The sequence below is a fragment of the Bifidobacterium aemilianum genome (genome assembly GCF_003315635.1).
Taxonomy (GTDB): Bacteria; Actinomycetota; Actinomycetes; order Actinomycetales; family Bifidobacteriaceae; genus Bifidobacterium; species Bifidobacterium aemilianum.
In genome coordinates this window covers 238,243-258,871 of record NZ_PDCG01000001.1, presented here as the reverse complement: position 1 = coordinate 258,871, position 20,629 = coordinate 238,243, and the positions used below count along the sequence as shown (strand labels likewise).

The 20,629-nt window shown below is 56.2% G+C and carries 25 protein-coding genes and 1 pseudogene; 14 read left to right on the top strand and 12 right to left on the bottom strand.

Features of this window, described 5'->3' with window-relative positions:
- Positions 1–61 precede the first annotated feature (61 nt).
- The 3 genes from CRD60_RS01150 to CRD60_RS01140 all read right to left on the bottom strand — a co-directional run bounded on the left by CRD60_RS01150 (position 62) and on the right by CRD60_RS01140 (position 4,206).
- Entirely contained in the window at positions 62–1,435 is a 1,374-nt protein-coding gene (locus tag CRD60_RS01150; protein WP_113859478.1) for a hypothetical protein, read from the bottom strand.
- Complete coding sequence (locus tag CRD60_RS01145; protein ID WP_113859477.1) at positions 1,432–2,877, bottom strand: lipopolysaccharide biosynthesis protein; 1,446 nt, start codon at positions 2,875–2,877, stop codon at positions 1,432–1,434. Before CRD60_RS01145 ends, CRD60_RS01150 begins: the two co-directional genes overlap by 4 nt.
- 84 nt (positions 2,878–2,961) lie before the next feature.
- Positions 2,962–4,206, bottom strand: a complete 1,245-nt coding sequence (locus CRD60_RS01140) for a nucleotide sugar dehydrogenase (RefSeq protein WP_113859476.1) — start codon at positions 4,204–4,206, stop codon at positions 2,962–2,964.
- Between the two features lie 697 nt (positions 4,207–4,903).
- Between CRD60_RS01140 and CRD60_RS01135 the strand changes: the two genes are divergently transcribed.
- The 4 genes from CRD60_RS01135 (at position 4,904) to CRD60_RS01115 (ending at position 7,271) form a co-directional block, all read left to right on the top strand.
- Positions 4,904–5,332: a hypothetical protein gene (locus CRD60_RS01135; RefSeq protein ID WP_127975608.1), complete on the top strand. Its 429-nt coding sequence runs from the start codon at positions 4,904–4,906 to the stop codon at positions 5,330–5,332.
- A 253-nt stretch (positions 5,333–5,585) separates the two neighbouring features.
- A complete protein-coding gene (locus tag CRD60_RS01130; RefSeq protein ID WP_127975607.1) occupies positions 5,586–6,020 on the top strand; it encodes a hypothetical protein in 435 nt (144 codons plus the stop codon).
- A gap of 661 nt (positions 6,021–6,681) precedes the next feature.
- Complete coding sequence (locus CRD60_RS01120) at positions 6,682–7,077, top strand: hypothetical protein (RefSeq protein ID WP_113859472.1); 396 nt, start codon at positions 6,682–6,684, stop codon at positions 7,075–7,077.
- Entirely contained in the window at positions 7,074–7,271 is a 198-nt protein-coding gene (locus CRD60_RS01115) for a hypothetical protein (protein WP_113859471.1), read from the top strand. The genes CRD60_RS01120 and CRD60_RS01115 overlap by 4 nt, the downstream gene beginning before the upstream one ends.
- A gap of 163 nt (positions 7,272–7,434) precedes the next feature.
- Here CRD60_RS01115 and CRD60_RS09355 read toward each other — a convergent pair.
- Positions 7,435–7,494: pseudogene (locus tag CRD60_RS09355) on the bottom strand (excalibur calcium-binding domain-containing protein); the annotation flags it as partial.
- Positions 7,495–7,497: 3 nt separating this feature from the next.
- Positions 7,498–8,358, bottom strand: a complete 861-nt coding sequence (locus CRD60_RS01110) for an HNH endonuclease family protein (protein WP_145961901.1) — start codon at positions 8,356–8,358, stop codon at positions 7,498–7,500.
- Between the two features lie 192 nt (positions 8,359–8,550).
- Here CRD60_RS01110 and CRD60_RS01105 point away from each other — a divergent pair, with 192 nt between their 5' ends.
- From CRD60_RS01105 to CRD60_RS01080, 6 genes are all read left to right on the top strand, one after another.
- Positions 8,551–8,982, top strand: a complete 432-nt coding sequence (locus CRD60_RS01105; RefSeq protein ID WP_127975605.1) for a hypothetical protein — start codon at positions 8,551–8,553, stop codon at positions 8,980–8,982.
- 44 nt (positions 8,983–9,026) lie between these two features.
- Positions 9,027–9,512: a hypothetical protein gene (locus CRD60_RS01100; protein ID WP_127975604.1), complete on the top strand. Its 486-nt coding sequence runs from the start codon at positions 9,027–9,029 to the stop codon at positions 9,510–9,512.
- A gap of 470 nt (positions 9,513–9,982) precedes the next feature.
- Positions 9,983–11,299 (top strand): tyrosine-type recombinase/integrase, encoded by a 1,317-nt coding sequence (locus CRD60_RS01095; RefSeq protein WP_113859468.1) that lies wholly within the window; start codon positions 9,983–9,985, stop codon positions 11,297–11,299.
- 185 nt (positions 11,300–11,484) lie between these two features.
- Positions 11,485–12,555 carry a hypothetical protein gene (locus CRD60_RS01090; RefSeq protein WP_127975603.1) on the top strand — a complete coding sequence of 357 codons (1,071 nt, stop codon included), beginning with the start codon at positions 11,485–11,487 and terminating at the stop codon, positions 12,553–12,555.
- Positions 12,556–13,006: 451 nt separating this feature from the next.
- Entirely contained in the window at positions 13,007–13,549 is a 543-nt protein-coding gene (locus CRD60_RS01085; protein ID WP_113859466.1) for an ImmA/IrrE family metallo-endopeptidase, read from the top strand.
- Positions 13,550–13,554: 5 nt separating this feature from the next.
- A complete protein-coding gene (locus CRD60_RS01080; RefSeq protein ID WP_127975602.1) occupies positions 13,555–14,007 on the top strand; it encodes a hypothetical protein in 453 nt (150 codons plus the stop codon).
- Positions 14,008–14,072: 65 nt separating this feature from the next.
- On the opposite strand, the gene CRD60_RS01075 is transcribed toward CRD60_RS01080, so the two are convergent.
- From CRD60_RS01075 to CRD60_RS01050, 6 genes are all read right to left on the bottom strand, one after another.
- Positions 14,073–14,966 carry an Ltp family lipoprotein gene (locus tag CRD60_RS01075; RefSeq protein WP_201737181.1) on the bottom strand — a complete coding sequence of 298 codons (894 nt, stop codon included), beginning with the start codon at positions 14,964–14,966 and terminating at the stop codon, positions 14,073–14,075.
- A gap of 104 nt (positions 14,967–15,070) precedes the next feature.
- Positions 15,071–15,580 (bottom strand): Ltp family lipoprotein, encoded by a 510-nt coding sequence (locus CRD60_RS01070; RefSeq protein WP_113859464.1) that lies wholly within the window; start codon positions 15,578–15,580, stop codon positions 15,071–15,073.
- 105 nt (positions 15,581–15,685) lie between these two features.
- Complete coding sequence (locus tag CRD60_RS01065) at positions 15,686–16,180, bottom strand: hypothetical protein (protein WP_113859463.1); 495 nt, start codon at positions 16,178–16,180, stop codon at positions 15,686–15,688.
- A gap of 55 nt (positions 16,181–16,235) precedes the next feature.
- Positions 16,236–16,673 (bottom strand): ImmA/IrrE family metallo-endopeptidase, encoded by a 438-nt coding sequence (locus CRD60_RS01060; protein WP_113859462.1) that lies wholly within the window; start codon positions 16,671–16,673, stop codon positions 16,236–16,238.
- 19 nt (positions 16,674–16,692) lie between these two features.
- A complete protein-coding gene (locus tag CRD60_RS01055) occupies positions 16,693–17,085 on the bottom strand; it encodes a helix-turn-helix domain-containing protein (RefSeq protein ID WP_113859461.1) in 393 nt (130 codons plus the stop codon).
- 486 nt (positions 17,086–17,571) lie between these two features.
- Complete coding sequence (locus tag CRD60_RS01050) at positions 17,572–17,886, bottom strand: hypothetical protein (protein WP_127975601.1); 315 nt, start codon at positions 17,884–17,886, stop codon at positions 17,572–17,574.
- A 201-nt stretch (positions 17,887–18,087) separates the two neighbouring features.
- Here CRD60_RS01050 and CRD60_RS01045 point away from each other — a divergent pair, with 201 nt between their 5' ends.
- The gene (locus CRD60_RS01045; protein ID WP_113859459.1) at positions 18,088–18,861 is read left to right on the top strand and encodes a phage antirepressor N-terminal domain-containing protein; all 774 of its coding nucleotides are present in this window, start codon (positions 18,088–18,090) and stop codon (positions 18,859–18,861) included.
- 176 nt (positions 18,862–19,037) lie between these two features.
- Here CRD60_RS01045 and CRD60_RS01040 read toward each other — a convergent pair whose 3' ends face one another.
- Positions 19,038–19,736 carry a hypothetical protein gene (locus CRD60_RS01040; protein ID WP_113859458.1) on the bottom strand — a complete coding sequence of 233 codons (699 nt, stop codon included), beginning with the start codon at positions 19,734–19,736 and terminating at the stop codon, positions 19,038–19,040.
- 147 nt (positions 19,737–19,883) lie between these two features.
- Between CRD60_RS01040 and CRD60_RS01035 the strand changes: the two genes are divergently transcribed.
- The 3 genes from CRD60_RS01035 to CRD60_RS01030 are packed head-to-tail and all read left to right on the top strand — an operon-like array spanning position 19,884 to position 20,556.
- Positions 19,884–20,162 (top strand): hypothetical protein, encoded by a 279-nt coding sequence (locus CRD60_RS01035; RefSeq protein WP_113859457.1) that lies wholly within the window; start codon positions 19,884–19,886, stop codon positions 20,160–20,162.
- Entirely contained in the window at positions 20,159–20,332 is a 174-nt protein-coding gene (locus CRD60_RS08730; RefSeq protein WP_161522154.1) for a hypothetical protein, read from the top strand. The genes CRD60_RS01035 and CRD60_RS08730 overlap by 4 nt, the downstream gene beginning before the upstream one ends.
- Positions 20,332–20,556, top strand: coding sequence for a hypothetical protein (locus CRD60_RS01030; protein WP_113859456.1), 225 nt, complete (start codon positions 20,332–20,334; stop codon positions 20,554–20,556). Before CRD60_RS08730 ends, CRD60_RS01030 begins: the two co-directional genes overlap by 1 nt.
- The last annotated feature ends 73 nt before the right edge of the window (positions 20,557–20,629 follow it).

Below are 20,629 nucleotides of genomic sequence, written 5' to 3'. Positions count from 1 at the left end.
GCCGGGAAGGCTTCCAGTCTTCCCGGAGTGAGCAGGCGTACCGATTTGCTTTCCAGCCTTACTATAGTGAGCGTCTGCTGGCATGGCTAGGCATGAATCCGAGTTTCCTGCGGATGTGCTGCAGTCTATGTTCCACCCATTCAGTCCCGGACCATCGTTCCAGGTCTTGGACCAGCCAGATGGCGCAGAGCCAGAGGCTGTTGAAACATAGACGAAGGAAAAGGTCGTCCGCGGTGGCATGCAGGGCCAGGATCAGAAATATCGGAATCACGATGTATTGCCTGCGTCTGACGCTTCTGATCATGAGCAGAGTCCATATAGCCAGAGCCAGGCCCATGAATATGATTCCATAATCAAGTGCCCCCTTGATGTAGCTGGAGTCCACATAGTTGTAATCGGCGATGTTGTTGGCCTGGCCCTTGGGTGTTATCCCTCCGCCGGACCAGGATATATGGTCACCAAAGAGGTGCAGGTCATGGGACTGCAGGGCATCCTTGGCCAGGGACAGACGATAGCCTAATGCCCGGTTGAGTTGTGCCATCATCCCGTTTCCAGCCGTGTACTGCAGGGGGATATAGAAAGACAGGACAGCCAGGATGGGGAAGGTGAGTATGGCGGGAATCAGATGAATCCAGTACTGGACCGAGGACTGTCTGATCCTACGGTAGAAGAGGGTATAGAGGCCCGCCATCACAGCGGCCAGGAGGGACATGAAGGTCAGTGACCGTGAATTGGTCAGAAGATAACCTCCCAGTGACAGCAGGACCAGGGAGAGTAAGGGCAGGGGCCTGATTTTCTCTTGTTTGGCCACGATGTAGGAGAGCATGCAGTTGAAGATGACCTGAGGGCCATGAAGGGCATAGAGAAAGCCCAGAAAGTGCCGTCGTCGTTCATCGGTGACCTGTATGTAATCGGTGATCATTCCGGCCTGGGAGCTGAGAACGATGACTGCGGCGGTAAGCAGGCTGACGGCGATGGCCACCTCCAGCACCCTTGTCAGGTTCAGACGCCGACCTCCATAGACAAAGAAGAGTATGGCCAGGGTCATGGGGTTGCCGGTGTTGATGGTGACCAGGGAACATGTCAGCATGAGGGGCAGGAAGACCAGGGTGCCAAGGAAACTGTACTTCGGTTCGTTCAGGCACTCATTGATGATGATCAACACGATGCAGAGGATAAGCACCCGCTTGCTGTCGCCACATAGAAGATGGATGATCGGCCTGCTGATGAAGAAGCTGTATGAGAGCAGTGTGGCAGCGGTGTAATAAGCCAAGGCCAGATAGTAACAGCTGTTGGTGAGGCTAGGGCGGTGGATACGTCCGATTCCCCTCCTGGCCGCATGGGCCGGCTGCCTACTTGCTTGTGTCTGGAGGCGCTTGCCGGTGGGTGGCGGTGGAACTGGGCCAGGGTCGATCCCGTTTCTGGACATGGTCATCGGGCTCCTTTGCTGTACCTGAAGAAGAGCGATTTCAGGAGACTTAGTTCGCCGGTGATGGCGGTATACGGCAGAAGGACCAGGACCGAGGTCAGGGCTGTCAGAAGGAGTCTCACCAGGGGAGGCATCGGAGGTATCAATACTCGTACCAGCACCAGGGTTGCTGCAAGCAGCAGGCCGGCACCCAAGGGTTTCACGATGCATTCATGGGCGAAGTCAAGCACGGTTGATTCCAGGAGCCTATATATCATCAGGAAGAAGATGATGATGAAGTTGATGAGGAAACTGACCGACAAGGTCAGGGCAAGGGAGGTTATGGAGCCCATCAGACAGCCGATGACAATGCCCGACACCATCACGATGGCCGTGATGCAGCCATTCCAGAAGAGGTAGCCGGTTTGACCAAGGGCCTGGAAGATGGCGCCGGTGGACGAAAGGGACATCTGAATCCAGACGGTCAGCGCCAGGATGGAAAAAGGTAGCACGGCCCCACCCCACTGGTTGCCGAAGAGGACGCGGATGATGTCCCCGCTTTCCCAGGACATGAAGACCGAAAGAGGGAAGCCGATGAGCAGGAGCAGATGGACGATCTTGAAGTAGACGGTCCGGATGTAGACGATATCGTCTTGATAATCGGAAAGAACAGGGAGAAGCACCGGGTTGATGACCTCAAGCAGGACCTGGTTGGGCATGAGCAGGAGTTGGTAGGACTTGGAGTAGTTTCCTAAAGCCGTGGGTCCCATCATCTTCCCCACCAGTATCTTGTCCACGTTCCGTGAAAAGTAGTTGATGAAGTTGAAGCCGAACTGGTGTTTGGCAAAATTCCACACCTTGGACAGGCTGGAGCGGTCGAAGCGCCGAGCTGGAGCAATGCGTAAGAGGAGCATGTTCATGACAAAGGCGAAGATGGCTGGAACGGTGAAACTGAGGACCAGCGCGTAGACTCCCCAGCCCGCCAGAGCACCGCAGATACCTGCGAGACCGCCACAGAGGTTGCTGAAGACCAGCCGCATGTTGACCTCTTTGAAGCGTTTGTCCTTGTTCATCAGCGCATTCGGCACCATGTTGATTCCCTGAAAGAACAAGGTCGATGCCATGGATATGGACAAGGGGATGTAAGTCCCGTCATCGTAGAAGCGGGCTATGCCTGGTCCCAGGAGCATAAAGGCCAGTGACAGCAAGAGGGAGAAGAGGATGGAGTACCGGAACAGCACCCGGTTGTCATGTTCTGTCAGACTCTTGTTCTGAATGAGCGCCGGTCCCAGTCCTGCATCGACCAGGGTGGTGAAAAACAGCAGGAAGACCTGGGCGACTGCCACGACCCCGTAATCGTGGGGCGAAAGCAGTCGTGACAGGACTATGTTCACCAGAAGTTGGATGATGACATTGCTGTATTTGCCCAGGGCCGTGTATAGGATGCCGCTGCGCAGATGGTTCGTCATAGGAAAGTAGACCCCTTGTTTGGTAAGAAGGCGCAGCGGAGACGGAGGATGTTCGCCATCCGTCCCCGCTGATTCGGTAGAGGATCAGTCGAGTCCGAAGAGGTCTCTGGTGTAGACCTTGTCCTTCGCGGGGCTGAGTTCCTTGTTCCAACGGTTGGCCAGGATGATGTCGGAAGCTTCCAGGAACTCTTCCAGATCACTTACCACCTTGCAGCCCAGGAATTCCTGACCATCAAAGGTCGGCTCGAAAATAGTGATCGGCACGCCGGCTTCCGTAATCCTGCGGATGACATCCTGGATGGCGGATTCGCGGAAGTTATCTGAATCCTGCTTCATGATGAGCCGGTAGACCCCCACCTTGGGGTCGGTGCGATGCCGGGCACGCTCGATGATTTCCTGGGCGATGAAATCTTTGCGGGTCTGATTGGACTCGACAATGGCAGAAATGAGCTTTTGCGGCACCTGATCGTAGTTGGCCAGGAGCTGTTTGCTGTCCTTGGGCAGGCAGTACCCGCCGTAGCCGAAGCTGGGGTTGTTGTAATGCGACCCGATGCGTGGATCCATACCCACACCTCTGATGATGTCCCGACTGTTCAGATGCCGTGACAAGGCGTAGGTGTCAAGTTCGTTGAAGTACGAGATGCGCATGGCCAGGTATGAGTTGGAAAAGAGCTTGATGGCTTCCGCCTCGGTGGTTCCCACCAAAAGAATGGGTATGCCCTGGGAGCCATCGGGGTTGGTGCGATCCTGCTCGGCGGGGTCGGCCCCCTGAGTCAGAAGCTGCCCGAAGACACGTGCCGCTTCATGTGCCTCTGAATCATCCTCAGGAGTTCCTATTACTATCCTGCTGGGATGGAGATTGTCATAGAGGGCCTTGCTCTCCCTCAGGAATTCGGGGGAGAATATGATGTGGTCATCATGCATGGCATGTCTGATGTGATTGGTGTAGCCAACAGGCACTGTCGACTTGATGACGATCCATGCCTGGGTGTTTACCGAACGTATGGAGCGGATGGCATCTTCGACGCTTGAGGTGTCGAAATAGTTGCGTGAGGGATCGTAATTGGTAGGTGTGGAGATGACCACGAATGAGGCATCTCGATAAGCATGCTCCATGTCTGTGGTTGCGTGGAGGTTCAATGGTTTTCGGCCGGATTTGTCGTTGGCCAGGAAGGTCGAAATCTCCGTATCTCTGATGGGACTTACATCATCGTTGATGAGTGCCACCTTTTCCTGCACTATATCTACTGCATGGACTTCGTTGTTCTGTGCTAGCAATACCGCCACCGATAGGCCGACATACCCTGTTCCTGCTACAGCTATTTTCATGGTTCCCCCCTAAATAAACCACAATATTTCACCAGCCATGTGCTGATTGAAATCAGACATGACTCTTCGACTATAGCCCAGGGGGCAACTTTGGTGCCCTTCCCTGTCATGGGTGGATGAGTGTGTACAGTGGTGAGGCTTGCAGCCCACGCCTTGGGTTTTTGGGCGCTGGGCGTGAGTCGGGTGAGCGCTTGGTCTATGTCGGGGAGGTACGTGCCTGTGTCCTTGGATATACTGGGGCCACTTTCGGCACGATGCTTGTTGGCATGCCGACGGTCCAGGAGAGCGACCGGCTTGTGGCCGATGACGATGGGCCCAATGCTGGAGAGCGTGCAGGCAAGGCCTTCAGCGCTCGCGGTCTTCTCGCACGGTTCCTGGTCCCACTTTCGGTCTTCTGCGCCAGTGATGCTCTGGAGGTCCTCTACGAGATCAAGGAGATGAGGATCAAAGGTACTGAACTGTGGTTCCGGGCGCCGATGGGCATATACAAGGACAACGTGTATATGAACAGTGACGCGGGCTTCTCATTTTTCCAACACCCGCCCTGGCCATGGTGGCCTGCCTCATTCTGGTCCAGGTTTCCAAGCGAAACCTCCTCCTCAACTTTCTCAGCACCTACTTCATCATCTAGTTTGGAGCCTTCCTCAGCTCGGCCCTGACCAACCCCATACTGTTCGCCCTCACCCACAGGTCCGGCGTGATCTTTGTGAACATGGTCGATCAGGTTTTCCTCTATTCCTGGAGGGTCTTCTGGCCCCGGTGGGTCTTGGCCTTGCTGATCCTGGCCTGGGTGATGATCTGCCAGCCGGTCCTGGTCGGCCGGGTGGGCGGCGGGCTCTGGGGGAGGGCCCTGACCTGGCTGTCTGCCATCGTGCCGCTCATCATCCTTGGAACGGTCGCCTGCCGTTTCCTGATCTTCAATCTTTACCAATCCTTGGATTCGAATGTCACCGCTCTGGTCTTGTTGGCGCTGATGATGTATATGCTGCCGGTGGACATTCGGAGGGTGGTCACGTTCATAAAAATCGGCAAGGACGCGGCCTGGCAGTGGTTCTCCGCCGTCATCCTCCTATCTGAGGCGGCCGTCCTGGGGGCGGTCGTGGCCCAACTCAATATCGAGGTGTGATCCCAATGGGTGCATGAAAGAAGGCAAGACGGGGTTCCTGCCAGCAGACCGGGATGGCAGGGCAGGTGCCCGGCAAGAAGGACGGTGGTAAAGGGTCTTCCGCGGATGGCTCACGCCGTCAAGTCCCCGCAGTCTTGAGGTTCTCCAGCCTGGCTGGAAGATCACCGCAGGTGAGGCGGGCTTGCTGCCGGTTCTGGTCGTGCTGCTTCTGTCCGTGGGGTTGCTCGCCTACCTGTTGACAGCCACCATACACATGGGAGATAGTGATGGCCCTCGCATCGAGGATCGGACCATTCCCGATCCCGTCCTCTCTCCGGAGCTGCCCATCAGGATCTACGCTGACCACGATGGCGACCTGCGGGGGCACCGATTCGACCTGATCAGGCTTGGGCAGTACACCAAGGTCAGCGTATCCGCAGGCAAAAGCTATGCCGATACACGTCTGATCGATGACCGGCTGGGGGATATGCTGGTCTCCGCCTTCCTCAATCCCCATGTGGGCGGTAAACCGGATGACATGATTCTGGGAGGCAAGCACAGGAAGTCCGGTGATCCCGATAAGCCCTTTGATTGCCGGCGGCTGGCCCGGTTCGTCTATGGTGCCCTGGCCAGCGGTTCCTACAGGTCTTCCTTGGGGTCCTGCTACGAAAGCCAGCAGCAGGAGAACTTTCAGTCCCTGATGGGGTAGATCGACTGGGATTTCAAGAAGGCCATCCAGGCTGACCACACCCTCAAGCCGTTCATGTCGGGTCTGCAGGGGCAGGGCGGAAGGATAACCCTCATGGTCCCTGCTGGGGTCTATCTGATAGTGGATGATGCCGGCGGTCCCATGGTGGTGGCGACCGGTCCCCGGCAGATTGGCAGAGGCGATGACTATGCCCGCATGGGTCAGGGGCAGGTGACCCCCAGCCTCTATGCCCCTGCGTCGGCGGCCGACCTCGAGGACCCCACCCGGGGCAGTGTGTTGAAATCGCATGTTCGGGCCTCCAAGAGGCGATTATTAGGCCTAAGGTTCGGGGGGATTCCGGACCTGGAGCCTACTATGCCGAGATATACAAGGAGGTGCCCAGCTCCGCCCCTATGGGTGGGTTGGCATATGACCTGACATCGGCCGCCTTCGCAAAAGTCAACGGTTCGGTCCCCGTCCAGATCGTGCGTGACCCCGATGATGATCCAGCCTCTTCCGACCGCGAGGTCGTCAAGACCGCCAAGCTGGTCCCCGGTCGGTCCGGGGTGCTCAGGATCGATATGGCACCCTATCTGGAGTACATGGAAGGCAGGAAGATCGCCGTCCGCGTGCCCCTGACCCAGGCCGCGGGCGAGGCCGGGCAGACCCCCTTGAGGTCAAAGTGTGGGACCTCGTCGGGGGCTCCTACACAGGCCAAGGCCAGGCGAGGACAATTCCCGACAGGCCGATCAATGCCTTCGTGGAGACCAATGTGGAGGGACTTCAGAAGTATCCTCCCAGCCATTTCCGCGTTCGGACCAAGGGCGGCGACTGGCCGTCGCCCGATTTGGCGGCGGGTGAGTGGAAGAAGGTGTCCGATGATCGGCAGGCCGGTTTCATGGCCATACCGGCGCAAGAGAGCAATCGCAAGGCCAGGACGGTGATCGGCCGCCTGCCCCCGGTTGACTATCTGGTCGAGCAGAGCATGGACATGGCGGATATGGAACCCCTCGGCCTGCGTATAGGGAAGGATGGCCGGGTTTGTCGGTCCATAAAGTCTCCGGCAAAGGCACGGTGATCCTGGGTGGAAACAACAGCACCATCGTCCTGGTCAACGAGTGGAACCACTGGCAAAGCGGCTGGGTCCGTGCCCTCTACCTCGTCACCCTTGTGGCCATGGCCGCCACATGCCTAGGTATCATCGCCTGGCCCCTCATCCGTCGCTGGATGAGGGGCCAGGTTCCGCTGTTGCGGGTTTGTGCCGGTGAATGACCCTGCTGGCTGAGGGCCATCCTCACCCATCACCTATGCCAAGGCCTCGCCGAAGCGGGGCCGGGAGAGGTCGTCGTCAGCCTCTGGTGCCGTAGCAGAAGATGGCATGGTTAACGACTTCGGGAATGCATGCTTAGCTATGTGCAAAAGGACCTGTCGTATCCTATTCGCAGGCTATGCCATCGTGATCACGATCGAGGGCTGGGCGGTAGCCAGGTTGCCCGGCTTATAGAGGAGCCTTGCCTGTGGCACGGACGGCGGTGCAATTTTGATAGTAGACATTGCCATCTGGCGCTGGCGCGGGTGCGGGTGCGGGTGCTGGTGCTGGAGCAGGGGTCGGTGCTGGTGCCGGAGCGGGAGCCGGTGCCGGAGTAGGTGCGGGTGCGGGAGTGGTGTTTTGCTTTTCGACGTCAGTGTCTTGGGGGATTGACTGTGACGGGCAGAATTCCAGAGTGCTGCTCATGGCTTTTTTCTCTGCCTTGGTGACCCACAGATCATACTTCTTTTTCACGCCGATCTGCCGGGCCACATAGTCGCAACGGTATTGCTTGTTCTTCGGCAGCCAGGTTGCCGCATCGCCGTCTTTCTTCTTTTGGTTGGATGGCCCGTCCACCGCCAGAAGATTGTAGGGATCATTGGCGAATTGTTCGCGCCGCTCGCTTGAAAGCTTCTGCCCTCCGGTCTGCCAGGCGTTCGACAAGGCAACTACATGGTCGATCTGAACTGCGCTGGAGGTCTTCTTCCCCTGCTTGAAGGTGATGGTCTTACCCGTGTAAGGGTCGGCGAGTGTTCCGGATATGACTTTGCAGTCATGCGTGCCGGGCTTGAATTTCTTATCAGTCAGTTCCCTGTTGAGAATATCGTTGCGTGTGTCACAGCCGTTCTTGTCGACATCTTTCCATGCCTGACCGAACTGGGAACGGGCGTATCCCGTTTTGGGGGCCCGTCCCTTGACCGGAATCGTTTGCAGGATCTTTTCAGCCGTGTCGGCATCGGCGGCTTGTGCCGAGGGGCCTGTGGGCAGTACGAGCAGGATGGTTGCCAGACATGGCAGCAGCGTAAAGCGTACGAACGCTTTCCTCTTCATTGTTTCTCCTTGAACTTCAACGTGTACCTGGGCATGCTACCGCCGGGTGGGGTCAGTCCATCGGATGGAGGGTTGTACTATCTGAGTGTGAAGCTTGAGGGTGGGAGAGGGCCACAGAGTGGCCATTGACGGGGTTGCCGGTCCTGTTCATCCTGGTCTATGCCTGGCAGATACTGGGGAATCAACGGGAATATGGGATGTTCTGGCCAATGGGATGATGAATGTCCTCTGGGCGTGTTCGCGGTCGACTATCTTGTACCCACTCTGCTGGCTCCCAGGAAGTGGGATTGGTTCAAGCGTCATCTTTTCGATTTGGCGGTCGTGCAGCTTCCCATGATCCGACCGATTCTGGTGCTTCGGGTTTTGACGGCTTTGAACGCCCTCCGCCGGACGGGTGGCATTGCTTTAAGGGGCCGCATTGTTATGTATGTGGCCGCTTCCGTGGTCATGCTGGTGCTGATCGGCGCCTTGGCGGTCATGGATGCACCCCTGGGCAACCAGATGATCAGGGACACGAAGGCCCTGGCCGAGCTCCTCAGGGGCACCCCCATGAAGGCAGGGGATGATGTGCGGGAGGCCGAGCGGCGCTTCTTCGACACGTTGGGGAAGGATCGTGGCAGATGAAGGAACCGCCACGGCGTTCATTGAAGGGTAAAGTCCCGGCTATCGTGCTCATCCTGGCACTGGTGCTGGGGGTGGCCCATCATTGGTCGCTGCCCATCCACCAGCTTCATGACCGGGACCAGTGCTCACAGCTCGATGTGCTCTTCAAGGCCGGCCCCGACCAGGTCGAGCACGTCTTCGACGGGGCCGGTGACAAGCTCATCACCGTGCTTGCAGACCATGAACAGGGAAACATGAAGTTTCCGATTCTGATCAGGTTCAGAGGACTCGTGTTCATGGTCAAGGCCCCCTATAATCATGATGAAGGAATCTCATCGGATGCATTCATCGGTCAAGCCGCCGATGTGGGAGTAAGCGATGGCACAAGCACATCGGTAACCACGGTCTATTTGTGCAACAGGCAGCCATCCGTGGTAGCAGACAGCGATCATGTGCTTCGTAAGGATCTCGGCATGGATAGCACACAGCTCATCAATGCGACCGAGCAGGCGGTGCGTATGATGCTGGACACGGCCGCCGCCAATTGGTGACGGTGCAGGCCACTGCCGTGCCGGGCGGTTGGCCTGGTTAGTTCCGCCTGACCTGCCGCCATCGCCCAATTTGTGCTTCCACAGCCTCTCCGATTCAAGCCGGTGCAGGTTGGTCCTTCGGATTGATGGGGCCGCAAGTGCAGGTGCATGTGACACACTGCGGATTTGGTTTTGGGAATTATGGCACACAAATGGCACACAAGTCTTGGGCTGAGTGCTCTGATTCCAGCTTTGCAAAACCCCTGCTCGCCTTGTGGGAGTAGGGGTTTGGTCTGGGGTGGCTAACGCGGCTCGAACGCGCGACCTCCTGAACCACAATTATGTGAACCGTGTTTTTCCTGCTAGGATGTATATGTCAGGAATGGCTTGATTCCAACGTTTACAGCCTTATCGGCATCCGATAGGAACCCTATCAATACGCGATAGGATGGGTCACACATGGGTCACACATTTTTGTTCAGGAGGTAGCGATGCCGAAGCGGAGGGCGACCGGTGCGGCCAAGCCATACACGTACTGGCACACCTACAAGGTCAAAGGCAAGGACGGGCGGACCGTCACCAAGCGCAGCCAACGCTGGATGGCCCGGGTCGACCTCGGCTACGACTCGGCGGGCAGACGCATCCGCAAGACCCTCACCGGCACGACCAGCGCCGAGGTGAAGGCCAAGCTCAAGGCCGCCCGTGAGGAGTACGCGGCCACCGGAGCTGTCGGCCAGGCTGACGTGAGACTGGGTGAGTACGCCCATCAGTGGTTGGAGCACAAGGCGCACGAGGCGGACCCCAAGACCATCGAGATGTACCGCACCGTCATCGACCGCCACCTGGACCGGTACGCAGGCACCAGCCTGGCCAAGATCGTGCCCAGCACCGTACGCCGCATCCTCGAAAACGCCCAGGCCTACGACCAGAAAGGCAACCCCAAGGGTCCGGCGGGCCTGAGCCTGAAACGGCAGATCCGCACCTGTTTGAACCAGATCATGCAGGCCGCCTGGGCCGACCGTCTCATACCCTCCAACCCCGTCCTGGCCGTCAGGACCCCAAGCCGCAAGGACCAGGGGGAGGGGCGCAGCGCGTTCAGCGTGCCCGAGCTGAGGGCCATGCTCGACGTGTCCTCACATATGCCGGTTGTGGAGGGCACCATCTGGTGGTGGCGGCTCCTGACGGGCATGAGGCAGGGCGAGATACTTGGGGCGACCTGGGACAGCCTCAACATGAGGACTGGCGTGTACGCGGTCGACTGGAAGCTGCAGACCGTGACCAAGGTCCACGGCTGCGGGACCCCCACGGGCGGCGGGTACCCGTGCGGCAGGAGGAAGGCGGCCATGTGCCCGGACGCCCAGTGGCTGACACCGGACGGCTACGACATGCGCCCCCTGTGCGGCCCCTATGCGTTGACCCGGCCCAAGTCCAGGACCGGCAGGATTGTGCCCATCGTGCCACCATTGATGGAGGCCATGCGCCGATACAAGGAGGCCTCCAAGGCCATACCCAACCCCTACGGCCTCATCTTCAGGCGTGCGGACGGCACACCCATTCCCAAGAGGGATGATGCCGAGGCCTTCCGCGCCCTGATGAGGGCCTCCGGCATAGACCCCGACGCGCACACCGGGCACGAGACCCGCTACAGCGCCGTCACCCTCCTCGCCTCCCAAGGCGTCGACCTCCAACTCATCCAAGAGATTGTGGGCCACTCCAGCGAGGCCATGACCATGCACTACCGGACCGCCGGCCTGGATGAACGCAAGCAGGCCATGCTTAAATTGGACTCAGCCCTCGGCATCGAATGACGGTTTCCAATTACGAGCATTTTCATGCGGAAGGAATACGGAGAATAGGGTGTTATATGCGGGTGTGAAAAAGATTCACCTTGTCACACATTCGCTCAGGTCACGTTGGGAAAAGGACCGATTTGGGCATATGCTTATTCATCGTATTCCTGAAGCCGATTGGATTTCGCAGAAAAGGGAAGTTGATGGGTTCTGTATTACAGTTCTTCAAAGACAACTGGGAGAATATTTGCAAGACTGCCGCTGTTGTCCTTCCGGCTGTGACCGCTATTTTGGGTTTTGTGAAATTCTTGCGCCAGGAAAGCGGCATTCCCGGATTCCATCTCAAAATCACCACAAGCGCACTGATCAAGCAATCGAATCTGTTGGATGAGCAGCAGGGCAAAACAACTGATGACTTGCTGCGTCATGAGATCAATGCGAGAAAGAATGCGTGCAATCGCAAACTTGCGAGACGACGTTTCATACGGCTACTGGGCAACTGGAGAGTGAACGATCAAATAGGAAATGAACGAGTATCACAGGTTGGATGTTTGGTTACGTGGTGTGTAGCTGTTTGGCCGGCAAGTGCAGTCATGTGCATCGTGTTGTTTACGATGTCGAATAAGGGGATTAGAGGTTTCTTTACACAATTATTATGCGTATATGCGGATTTACTTGGTATGATTCTATTCATTTTAATCTGTACGAATATCTGTTGTTATTGTCGTCGCCGTATGGGATTTAAAGTATTTGTCGATCCCGTTTTCCTGCAGAATGAGCTTCCTGTGGGAATCGAGCATGAGATAGAGAAAGGGATGAAGGCCTTCAAAGAAGTCTACGACAACGCAGACTTGAGAAAAAAGTCGTATATTGCCTCTGCCATATTCGCTGCACCATCTATTGCAGTCTCGGTTGCCGGGGTATTACTTGTATTGATTTTTTTCCCAGGATCCTCCCCATATCACTTGGACTCGGGATTTTTGAATCTTGCTATTGGCTTGATATTACTAGCGGTGTTCCTTCTCATTCCATATTGGATATCTTACAAAAGATATGTGCGTCAGATTGTCTCACTCCAGAACGAAGCAAGAAAGCAGATGTCCTGGTACATCCCTGAAAGGGACGACATCAAACAGAGCAGACGGTTTCGGCGCATTAGGAAAGCGCTACGGCGAATTAGCCACAGATTTTCCGAGAGGCGCGGATCAGAAGACACTATGGCGGATGCTGGTCATGCGACGCATGATGAAGACGAGAAGCCAAACGATTTATAGTCATGTCCCGCATACGCGAAGGCCCCGCCGAAACGGGGCCAGTGGGAACTGTGTTGTCACTGCAGTGTAACTCATAATCCGTCGGTCCTTGGTTCAAGCCCGAGAGGCCCCACCAGAGGGAAGCCCTGCAGCCACAACGGCTGTGGGGCTTCTTCCTTATCTCTGGCGAATCATGCTGACCGGGAAATGTATACTATATGTATACTAAAATGCAATCCGGATGCCTCAGGTCAGGTATCGTGGCGGACGGCCTACCGACCAGGGGAATCGGGGGATTCTGGATTCCGAGGAAGCTGGATGACTTGTGGTGACACGCCAACACACTTCCATTAGGACCGTTCGGGAATCTGTGATAGGAGGATTTGTTATACTGAATGTAAAGAGCGCCGATGCGTGTCTATTGTGACTCAATCGGGGCAAAAGTTAATCGAGCGGGCAGGAGGTGGCTGAAGTGTCGGACGACAAGGTAATGACCTATGGTGACGCGCGGAAGATAGCCAGGAAACTTGCCTCTGATGCATTGAAGAACTATTGGACGCCTGGCAAATTTCCCGTCGACCCTATCAAGATCGCCACTGCGGCAGGTGTTGAAGTATATGATTCGCAACTTGGCACGGATCGCTGGGGAATGCTCGTCGGTGGAGACAATTCGGCGACCATGTATTTGGACATAGACCAGCCACCGAGCAGAAAGCGATTCTCCGCAGCGCACGAGCTTGGGCATTACATGACGCATGCGTCCACGGACAGCTTCGATGGGTTCAAGGTAAAACCCATCGGGTCGGGTGAGGGATACGTCGACGCTAGATCGGACGAGAACCGTGGGAACGTATTCGAGGTCATAGCCAACGAATTCGCGGGAAGTCTCCTCATGCCTGAGATGAAGTTCCGTGAGCTGAAAGAGAATGGCAATTCGGATATCGACATCGCCAATTATTTCAAGGTTTCCGTGGATGCGGTCTCATATAGGTCAAGGCTCTTGGGACTGTCGTGAGCTTCATGACCGATAGTGAAGGAAATGAAATCCTCGACGGTGATGGGAATGTTATATTCGGCGATGACCAGCCCCTGAATGGCGGGGAGATTTCCTCATCTCCCAAGGAAGTGGGGTCTAAGCCTGTGGAGGGCAACCATCGCACGGATATGGTGGAGGACATGAGTCCCGAAAACGGGCCATTCGGCAGCGCTTCTGATGCAGCTCCACTGCTGGCGGCATCAGGTTGGCATCCGTTCATGCACTTCTTCGTCAAGGTGGCCAACATGATGCACGGCGACGCTGACCCGTGTGACAGGGCCGGTAAGCTCAAGGAGGAGCATCCCGGTTTCTTCCGGTTCTCATGGATCATGGATGAGGCCTTGGAGACGGTGGTGGTCATCCTGTCTGTCGTGTTCATATCGATGGTCGTGGAGAAGGCCATTGGTGTGAGCTTTCCCATTCCTTATAAGTGGTAGGTGGCCTTTCCCAGATATGCGAAGGCCCCGCCGAAACGGGGCCTGGAAGTGAAGGCTGTATCTGATTACTTGTTGAGGTTGTCGATTGCGTACTGCGCCTCTTCCGGTGTGAACTTCTCTCCGTATTCGCTGGTGAGCTGGTCGCGGATCGCCTCGGGGCTCATGTTCATCGACTGCTGGTAGGTCTTGGCCTTGGCCAGGGCGTTGGCGTTGTAGTCGGCCTTGATGTTGTCGACGGCGTACTGGGCGGCCTCGGGGGAGAACTTCTCTCCGTATTCGCTGGTGAGCTGGTCGTATATGCCGGCTTTGGACATGTGCATCATTGTCGAGTAGCTTTGGGCCTTTGAAAGAGCAGATTGATAATCGACAGGGACAGACTGACTTGGCTGTTGGGCCTCTGTGCTCTTCGCTGATGCCTGATCCGCGTTCTGCTTTATCTTCGCTGCCTGTGGGTGGTCAGGGCAGAAGGCTAGTACCTTGTATCCGTCCTTTGCATCATCCGCGTTTTTGAAAGGGTTTTGGTTGGGGTCGGTGCTGGTGTCGCTTCTTCCATCGATCGGGTATCCGGTGGTGCTGGCACATTCGGCCAGAACCCGCGTGAACCCGTTATCCTTGTCGCTCTCATCATTTTTTGCGGTTATTTTGGACAGAGCCGCCTTCTGCTCCGCGGTTGGGTCTGGTGTGACTCCTTGGGCCATGCAATCGAGCGGTGCGGGGTATTCCCATGAATCCTTATAGTTGTGAATGGTCACTAGTTTTGCTTCGCCGTTGCTGTCCTTGACATCGTTCCCGCTGGCATCCTTCTCTCGGCACGAAAAGAAAAGAGGGCGTTTTTCATACAGCGAATCCAAGGAATCATCTGACGATTTCCCTGCTGAATTCGGGCTTTTGTTTCCACATCCTGCCATGCTGACCATCAGTCCGCAGCATACGATCAGGGCCAGTGCTTTCCTCTTCATCTCTTACCTTTCAGCTTCGGTGCTTACCTGGGAAGGTTACCGCCTGGCGGGGTCAAACATAAGGAAGCCCCGCCGAAACGGGGCCAAATGGAAGTTGTGAGCGGCTACTTATTGAGGTTGTCCACGGCGTACTGCGCCTCTTCCGGTGTGAACTTCTCACCCGCGTCGCTGGTCAGCTGGTCACGGATCGCGTCGGGACTCATGCTCATGGTCTTCTGGTAGACCTTGGCCTTGGCGAGGGCATTGGCGTTGTAATCGGCCTTGAGGTTGTCCACCGCGTACTGGGCTGCCTCGGGCTTGAACTTATCCCCGGCCTCGCTGGTCAACTGGTCATAGATGCCCTTCTTCGACATGTGCATCATATCGGAATAGGTCTTGGCCTTGTTCAGTGCGGACGTGTACTCGGCGGGAACGCTCTCCTTCTTGGGTTCCTCCGGCTTCTGCTGCTGTGTCTGGCTTGAGCTTGTGGCGCTGGTCGCGGAGGTGTCGGTCTTGGTCTTGTTGCCATTCATGGTTGCCGAATAGATGACGATGATGGCGAGGACCACGATGATCCAGAACCATGCACGCTTGAAGATCGGCTTCTTCGTTCCGGCGTTGTCTTGCTTTGACATCTTCTCTCTTTCCTTTGTAGCTGCTGCGCTTACATGGGTAGGATACCGTCAGGTGGGGTCAAACATAAGGAAGCCCCGCCGAAACGGGGCCAAAGGTAGCTGGTATCAGTCTTTTTGGATAACGAGATCCAGACCGTTGCTGCCGCTGTACGACCATGTGGCCTTGTATCCGTCCCATGAATCCGATTGCGAACCAGAGAACCCTGTTGTGGCACCTATCTTGGTTTGGGTGGCTTTGGGGATCGGAAGCTTGGAGGCTACGCAGTCGTATGCGTCCAGTTTGCCACTCTCGCTAACCGTCAGTGTGGAATTATTGTCGCCAAGCGATATTGCGCCCAAATCCGTTGACATGCAAGCGTCATATACCTTAACTAGAGCATTATTGTTTTGTTCGATGGTCATGACCAGGGCAGTGCCCACGATGCCGCCGAAAACAAGGGTTGTCACTGACAGGATGCAAGTGGATACCGTTAAAACCGTTGCTCTTTTCTTGTATTTCTGCAGCTCGCGATAGAGGGGATTTAGGTTTTGCTGCTGCGGTGAGTTTTGCATGTAATCGTCTTGTGGCGGCTGTGGCTGGAATCCTTGCGGCGCTGTCATGTCTGCTCTCCTTGGCTACGGTGCGTTGCTATAGGTAGCCTACCGCCAGGCGGCGTCAAGCGCTCACAAGCACGTCATCGCCCCAGTCGTGGCGGAAGGTGACGAGCCTGCGCTGCTCGTCCAGTATGGCCCTGTAGTCGTCAATGACTTGCAGGGTCACGTCGAGCTCGTTGGCGATTTGGTAGGGGTCTGCGTCGTACATGGCCTCGGCGGCCTGGTATTCGATAGTGTCTATGAGGGTGAGGGCGGTGTGCCTGCGTGTCCTGGTCTCGGCTCGTGATTGTCCGATGGTCTCGCAGGCATCGTCACCATAAGACCAGTGGAAGAGCTCGTGGACCAGGGTGCATCGTTTCTGTCGGTAGGTGAGTCTTCGGTCGATGATAATGGTTTGGATTTCCTCGTCGTACAACCCTTTGAGGCTTCCGGGGAGGGGATCGCTGAAAACTGTCACGTTTAACGAGCTGGCATAGTTGCGCATCTGCGCGTATGTCATATGGGCCAGTAGTGCAGTGTCAAGCGCTCTCGTCTTCGTGTTCCATTTCGATGAACTTGTTTGGGTCGTCGTTGGCTGCAAGTCCAAGTCCCTTCTCTGCAATTTTTTTCTTCATGATGCGATGCTTCTCGTCTTCAGACAGTTGTGATGGATCCAGTTTCTCGTCTCGAGCCTTTTGTGCTGTATCGAAGGCCGCTGCCGTTATATTGGCTGCGCTGACTCCGAGGGCGTTGCACAGGTCTCCGAACACGTCTATGGGAATTTGGCGTTGGCCGCGTAGGTACCGTAGTACGGTCACGGCACTGACTCCGACGGCTTCCGCCAATTCGTCATTGGTTTTTCCGGTGCGAGCCTTCTGGGCGCGCAATTCTTCTGCTATCGCTTTGGCGAAGTGGTCTCCATATTCAGTCATGGTTTTTATGATAGCACTATACGGGGGATATATTAACCAAATAGACCGTTATTTAACTTGACAGTATATCCAAACGGTGATTAGATTAACCGTATGGTTAATCAAGAAAGCGTCACAAAGCAGGCGGCATGCAAGATAATCGCCGCTCTGAAAGCCTCTTGCCGCTCAGTCAAGTGGCTTTCAGACCAATCAGGTACCCCCTACGTGACTCTCCGCAGGCAGTTGGAAGGAAAGTCCTCAATCTCAATCGGACAGGTTGCAACCTACGCGGATTGTCTGCAAGTAAGCCCGCTTTCTATGCTTCCTGACTCATTTTGTGTTTCTGACCACCAGTTGACGGCGTGAGAGGAGGTGTGGATATGAGTGATTTGAAGTTGGTGGTGGTCGTGCTGGTGTTTGTGGTTGTCGGCACTGCGCCGTTGTACTGCGCCTTCTACAGGCTATGGAACCTGTATTGGGAGTTGAAGGCGAGGATTGGCAGCAGGTCTAGTCGTCCACCTCAAGATTCTCCAGAAGCCAATGGTGGGATTTCCGATGTCTCCAGAGGGGAGGCTGGGTCCAAGTGACTTCCACGGTGGTGTCGGAAGCGAATTGCACAGGAGCTAAGGGGTTCTTCGGGTCGATGGGAACGCCTTCGATCTCCAGCTCGATGGATTCACCGGGATCGACTCGTGCCAGCTTGTCCTGCAGTTTCCTGCGGAACTTGTATTCGCTCTTGTGGTTGGAGCCGGTGCGCACGTTGTATGCCGTGCCGCTGCCGACATTGTCGATGCGCACGAAGATGCGTGGGTTGCTCTGCATCAACGGCTGCGTGGACACGGTGAACGCTTCCCAACGGGGTCGCTTTCGCATCAAGAAGCCCGCTATCGCAGTGGATCCAGTGAACAGGGCGGTGAGACCTTGCAGCACGTAACCCACCAATTCCATGGGAAGCCTTTCTCCGAACCAATAGAAGTGCCCGGCTGCAACCTGGCTTATCAAACCAGCTTGAAAGGAGCTGAAATGACTGAATCAACATTATCACTGGTCCCATTCAAGGGGCAGGTAATCGAGGCGCAAAAGGACGGTGAGAGCGTCCGAGTGGCCCTCAAGCCAGTATGCGAGAACCTGGGCCTTGACGTAAATGGTCAGATACAACGGTTGAAGAGGCAGCCTTGGGCAGTTACGTGTGTCATACACGCAACTGGTTCTGATGGCAAGACTTACGAGATGGTTGCTCTTGATCGTCGTACGTTCACGATGTGGTTGGCTACGATTGACACCTCCCGTGTGAAGTCGCAGGCGGCGCGTGACCTGATCGTGGCCTACCAGCAGGAGGCCGCGGACGCTTTGGATGCCTACTTCTCCACTGGTGTGGCGGTCAACGAGCATCTGTTGAAGGCGCAGCATCTGCGCCGGTTGGAGCAGGTGGAATTGCTCAAGGCCGTGGAGGGGCTGGTGCATCCGGATTTCCTGGAAGCCAAGACCCGTATCGTCATTGCCCGTGAGATGGGTGAGACCCCCGAACTGGACCCGAAGACCCGCCCCTTGTATGTGCAGGACTATCTGCGGGAGAAGGGCCTGGGCCGTACTGGGTTGAAGCGTCATGCCGGACCGTTCGGCAAGGACTTGAAGAAGCTGTACGTCAAGGAGCATGGCAGGGATCCGCAGCGTGCGGACATCACCACCGGGTCCGGTCAGATACGCAAGGTCAACGCGTACACGGAGGCCGACCGTCCCCTCTTCGACAGGGTGTGGGCCGACCGGTTCGACGGCTCCTACCAGTTGACGGCGTGAGGGGGGAGAGATGGCAAAGCTGAATCTAGCCAAGTATCAGGGTGATCAGTTCACCTCTGCTGCAGATGTCTTCTTCGCCTTGACTGCCGATCTGGAGGAATTGTTCAGCCGGAAAGCCATGAATGGCGAGTCTAATCGTCTGTCCCTTGAAGAGTTTGGGGAGTATCGGACAGGGATTATTGAGCGGACGTTTGCTGACTTACGGGAGCAATCCGGGGAGCAAAGAACTGATAGGTCTCAATCCCGGTATAGCCAATGTCCGCAAAGAGACTCACAGCCATGAGGCAGGGGATGAGTTTATTGTTCAGGAATGTAATGAACTTTCCTTGCTCCTCTTCTGGTTTTGGAACAACTGCCACGGTGTTAAGACACGTTTGCAGCCTGGAGAATGCGAGATCGAGCTTGAAGTCGCTCGTCACCGCATACTCTTCCAAAGCGGTTTCTACTTCTCGTGTGAGGCGTAGTACATACAGCTTCAACTCTTGCGGCAAAGTCATTTCGCTAAGCAGTTCCGGTATGCCTTCGATGAGTTTCTTGATGCTGTCGCGTCTCTCGGGAGAATATTCGCCGACTTTTGCGGCAAGTATGCGTTCAGCTATGCGTAGCGCCATTTGGCTTTCGGTGTTCAGGGAGAATCTCGCGGTTATGAATCCGGTGCTTGGATGTTGGGAGAACTCGGTGGTTATAGAGTCCCATAAGCCGTTGATGCACTGTATGGCTAGCTTTGCTTCTTCGTCGCCATTTGCGGCTGCTGTGGTCAGAGAGTTGTCGACATCGGCAAGGGCGGTTACCAGATCGGAGTATTTGAACTGTTCCCCCTCGCTCCCGTCGAAGCCATTTAAGAAAAAGTTCAGAACGAAAGCTGCTGAGTTCATCAGGTGATTGCTCCACTCTTTGCATGTTTCCACAAAAGTAAATGCCGCAGTTGCACCTGCGGCGATGACACAGAAAGGAATCTCATGTCATCAACCAGATTACCAGAGACAGCGCCCACACGGGCTGGGTCTCCCGAAACGTCCTATATGGCGGCGCAGACCGTGGATGTCTCCAAGTACAAGCGACTGACTTTGCGGGCATTGGGGCGGCTGAGCCACACCAAGGACTACCCGTCCGAGGAGTGGCGGGTCAAGCAGCAGGCCGAGGAGCTGTCCGGTGGTCCGATAGCGGACAGCACGATCAGGAGCAGGCTCAAGGAGCTTACCCGCATCGGCCATGTCGTCGAAGTGGACCGCAAGGGCAGGAGCAAGGGCGGCAACGCCTGCACCAGATACCAGCTCGCAGACATGGAGGTGGCCGCATGACCAGAAGCAAGCAAACCGTGGCGCTCGCCGTCTACGCGGTGACCCTCGTTGTGGCTGCCGTGTGGCTCCTGTCCCATGAGGCGTGCGCGCACCCTATAGGCAATCTTGTGGCCTTCGGCTGGCTGTGGGTCTCGACCCTTGGCATGGCTACGTGGATTGGAGGTGAGTGATGAAGAAGGACGTTGATAGGTCTGAGCTGACTGCTTCGGCCATTGCCAGCGGTCACCTGCTCTACAACACGAAGCAGGCCTGTGAAGTGCTGGGTGGAATCACCGGCGAAAGGCTTGCGGAACTGGCCGGGTCGCATGCCATACGGATTGGCAAGAAAAACTACTACCGGCCTGAGGACCTCGTGGAGGTCAGGGACAGCTTGGTCTACGGGAGGCAGTCATGAGTGCTGGTTGTTTGCCGATTGAGTGTGAGCTTCTGCCACCGCGTGTGTATGCGCGTCTTCAGGCTGAGGAGGT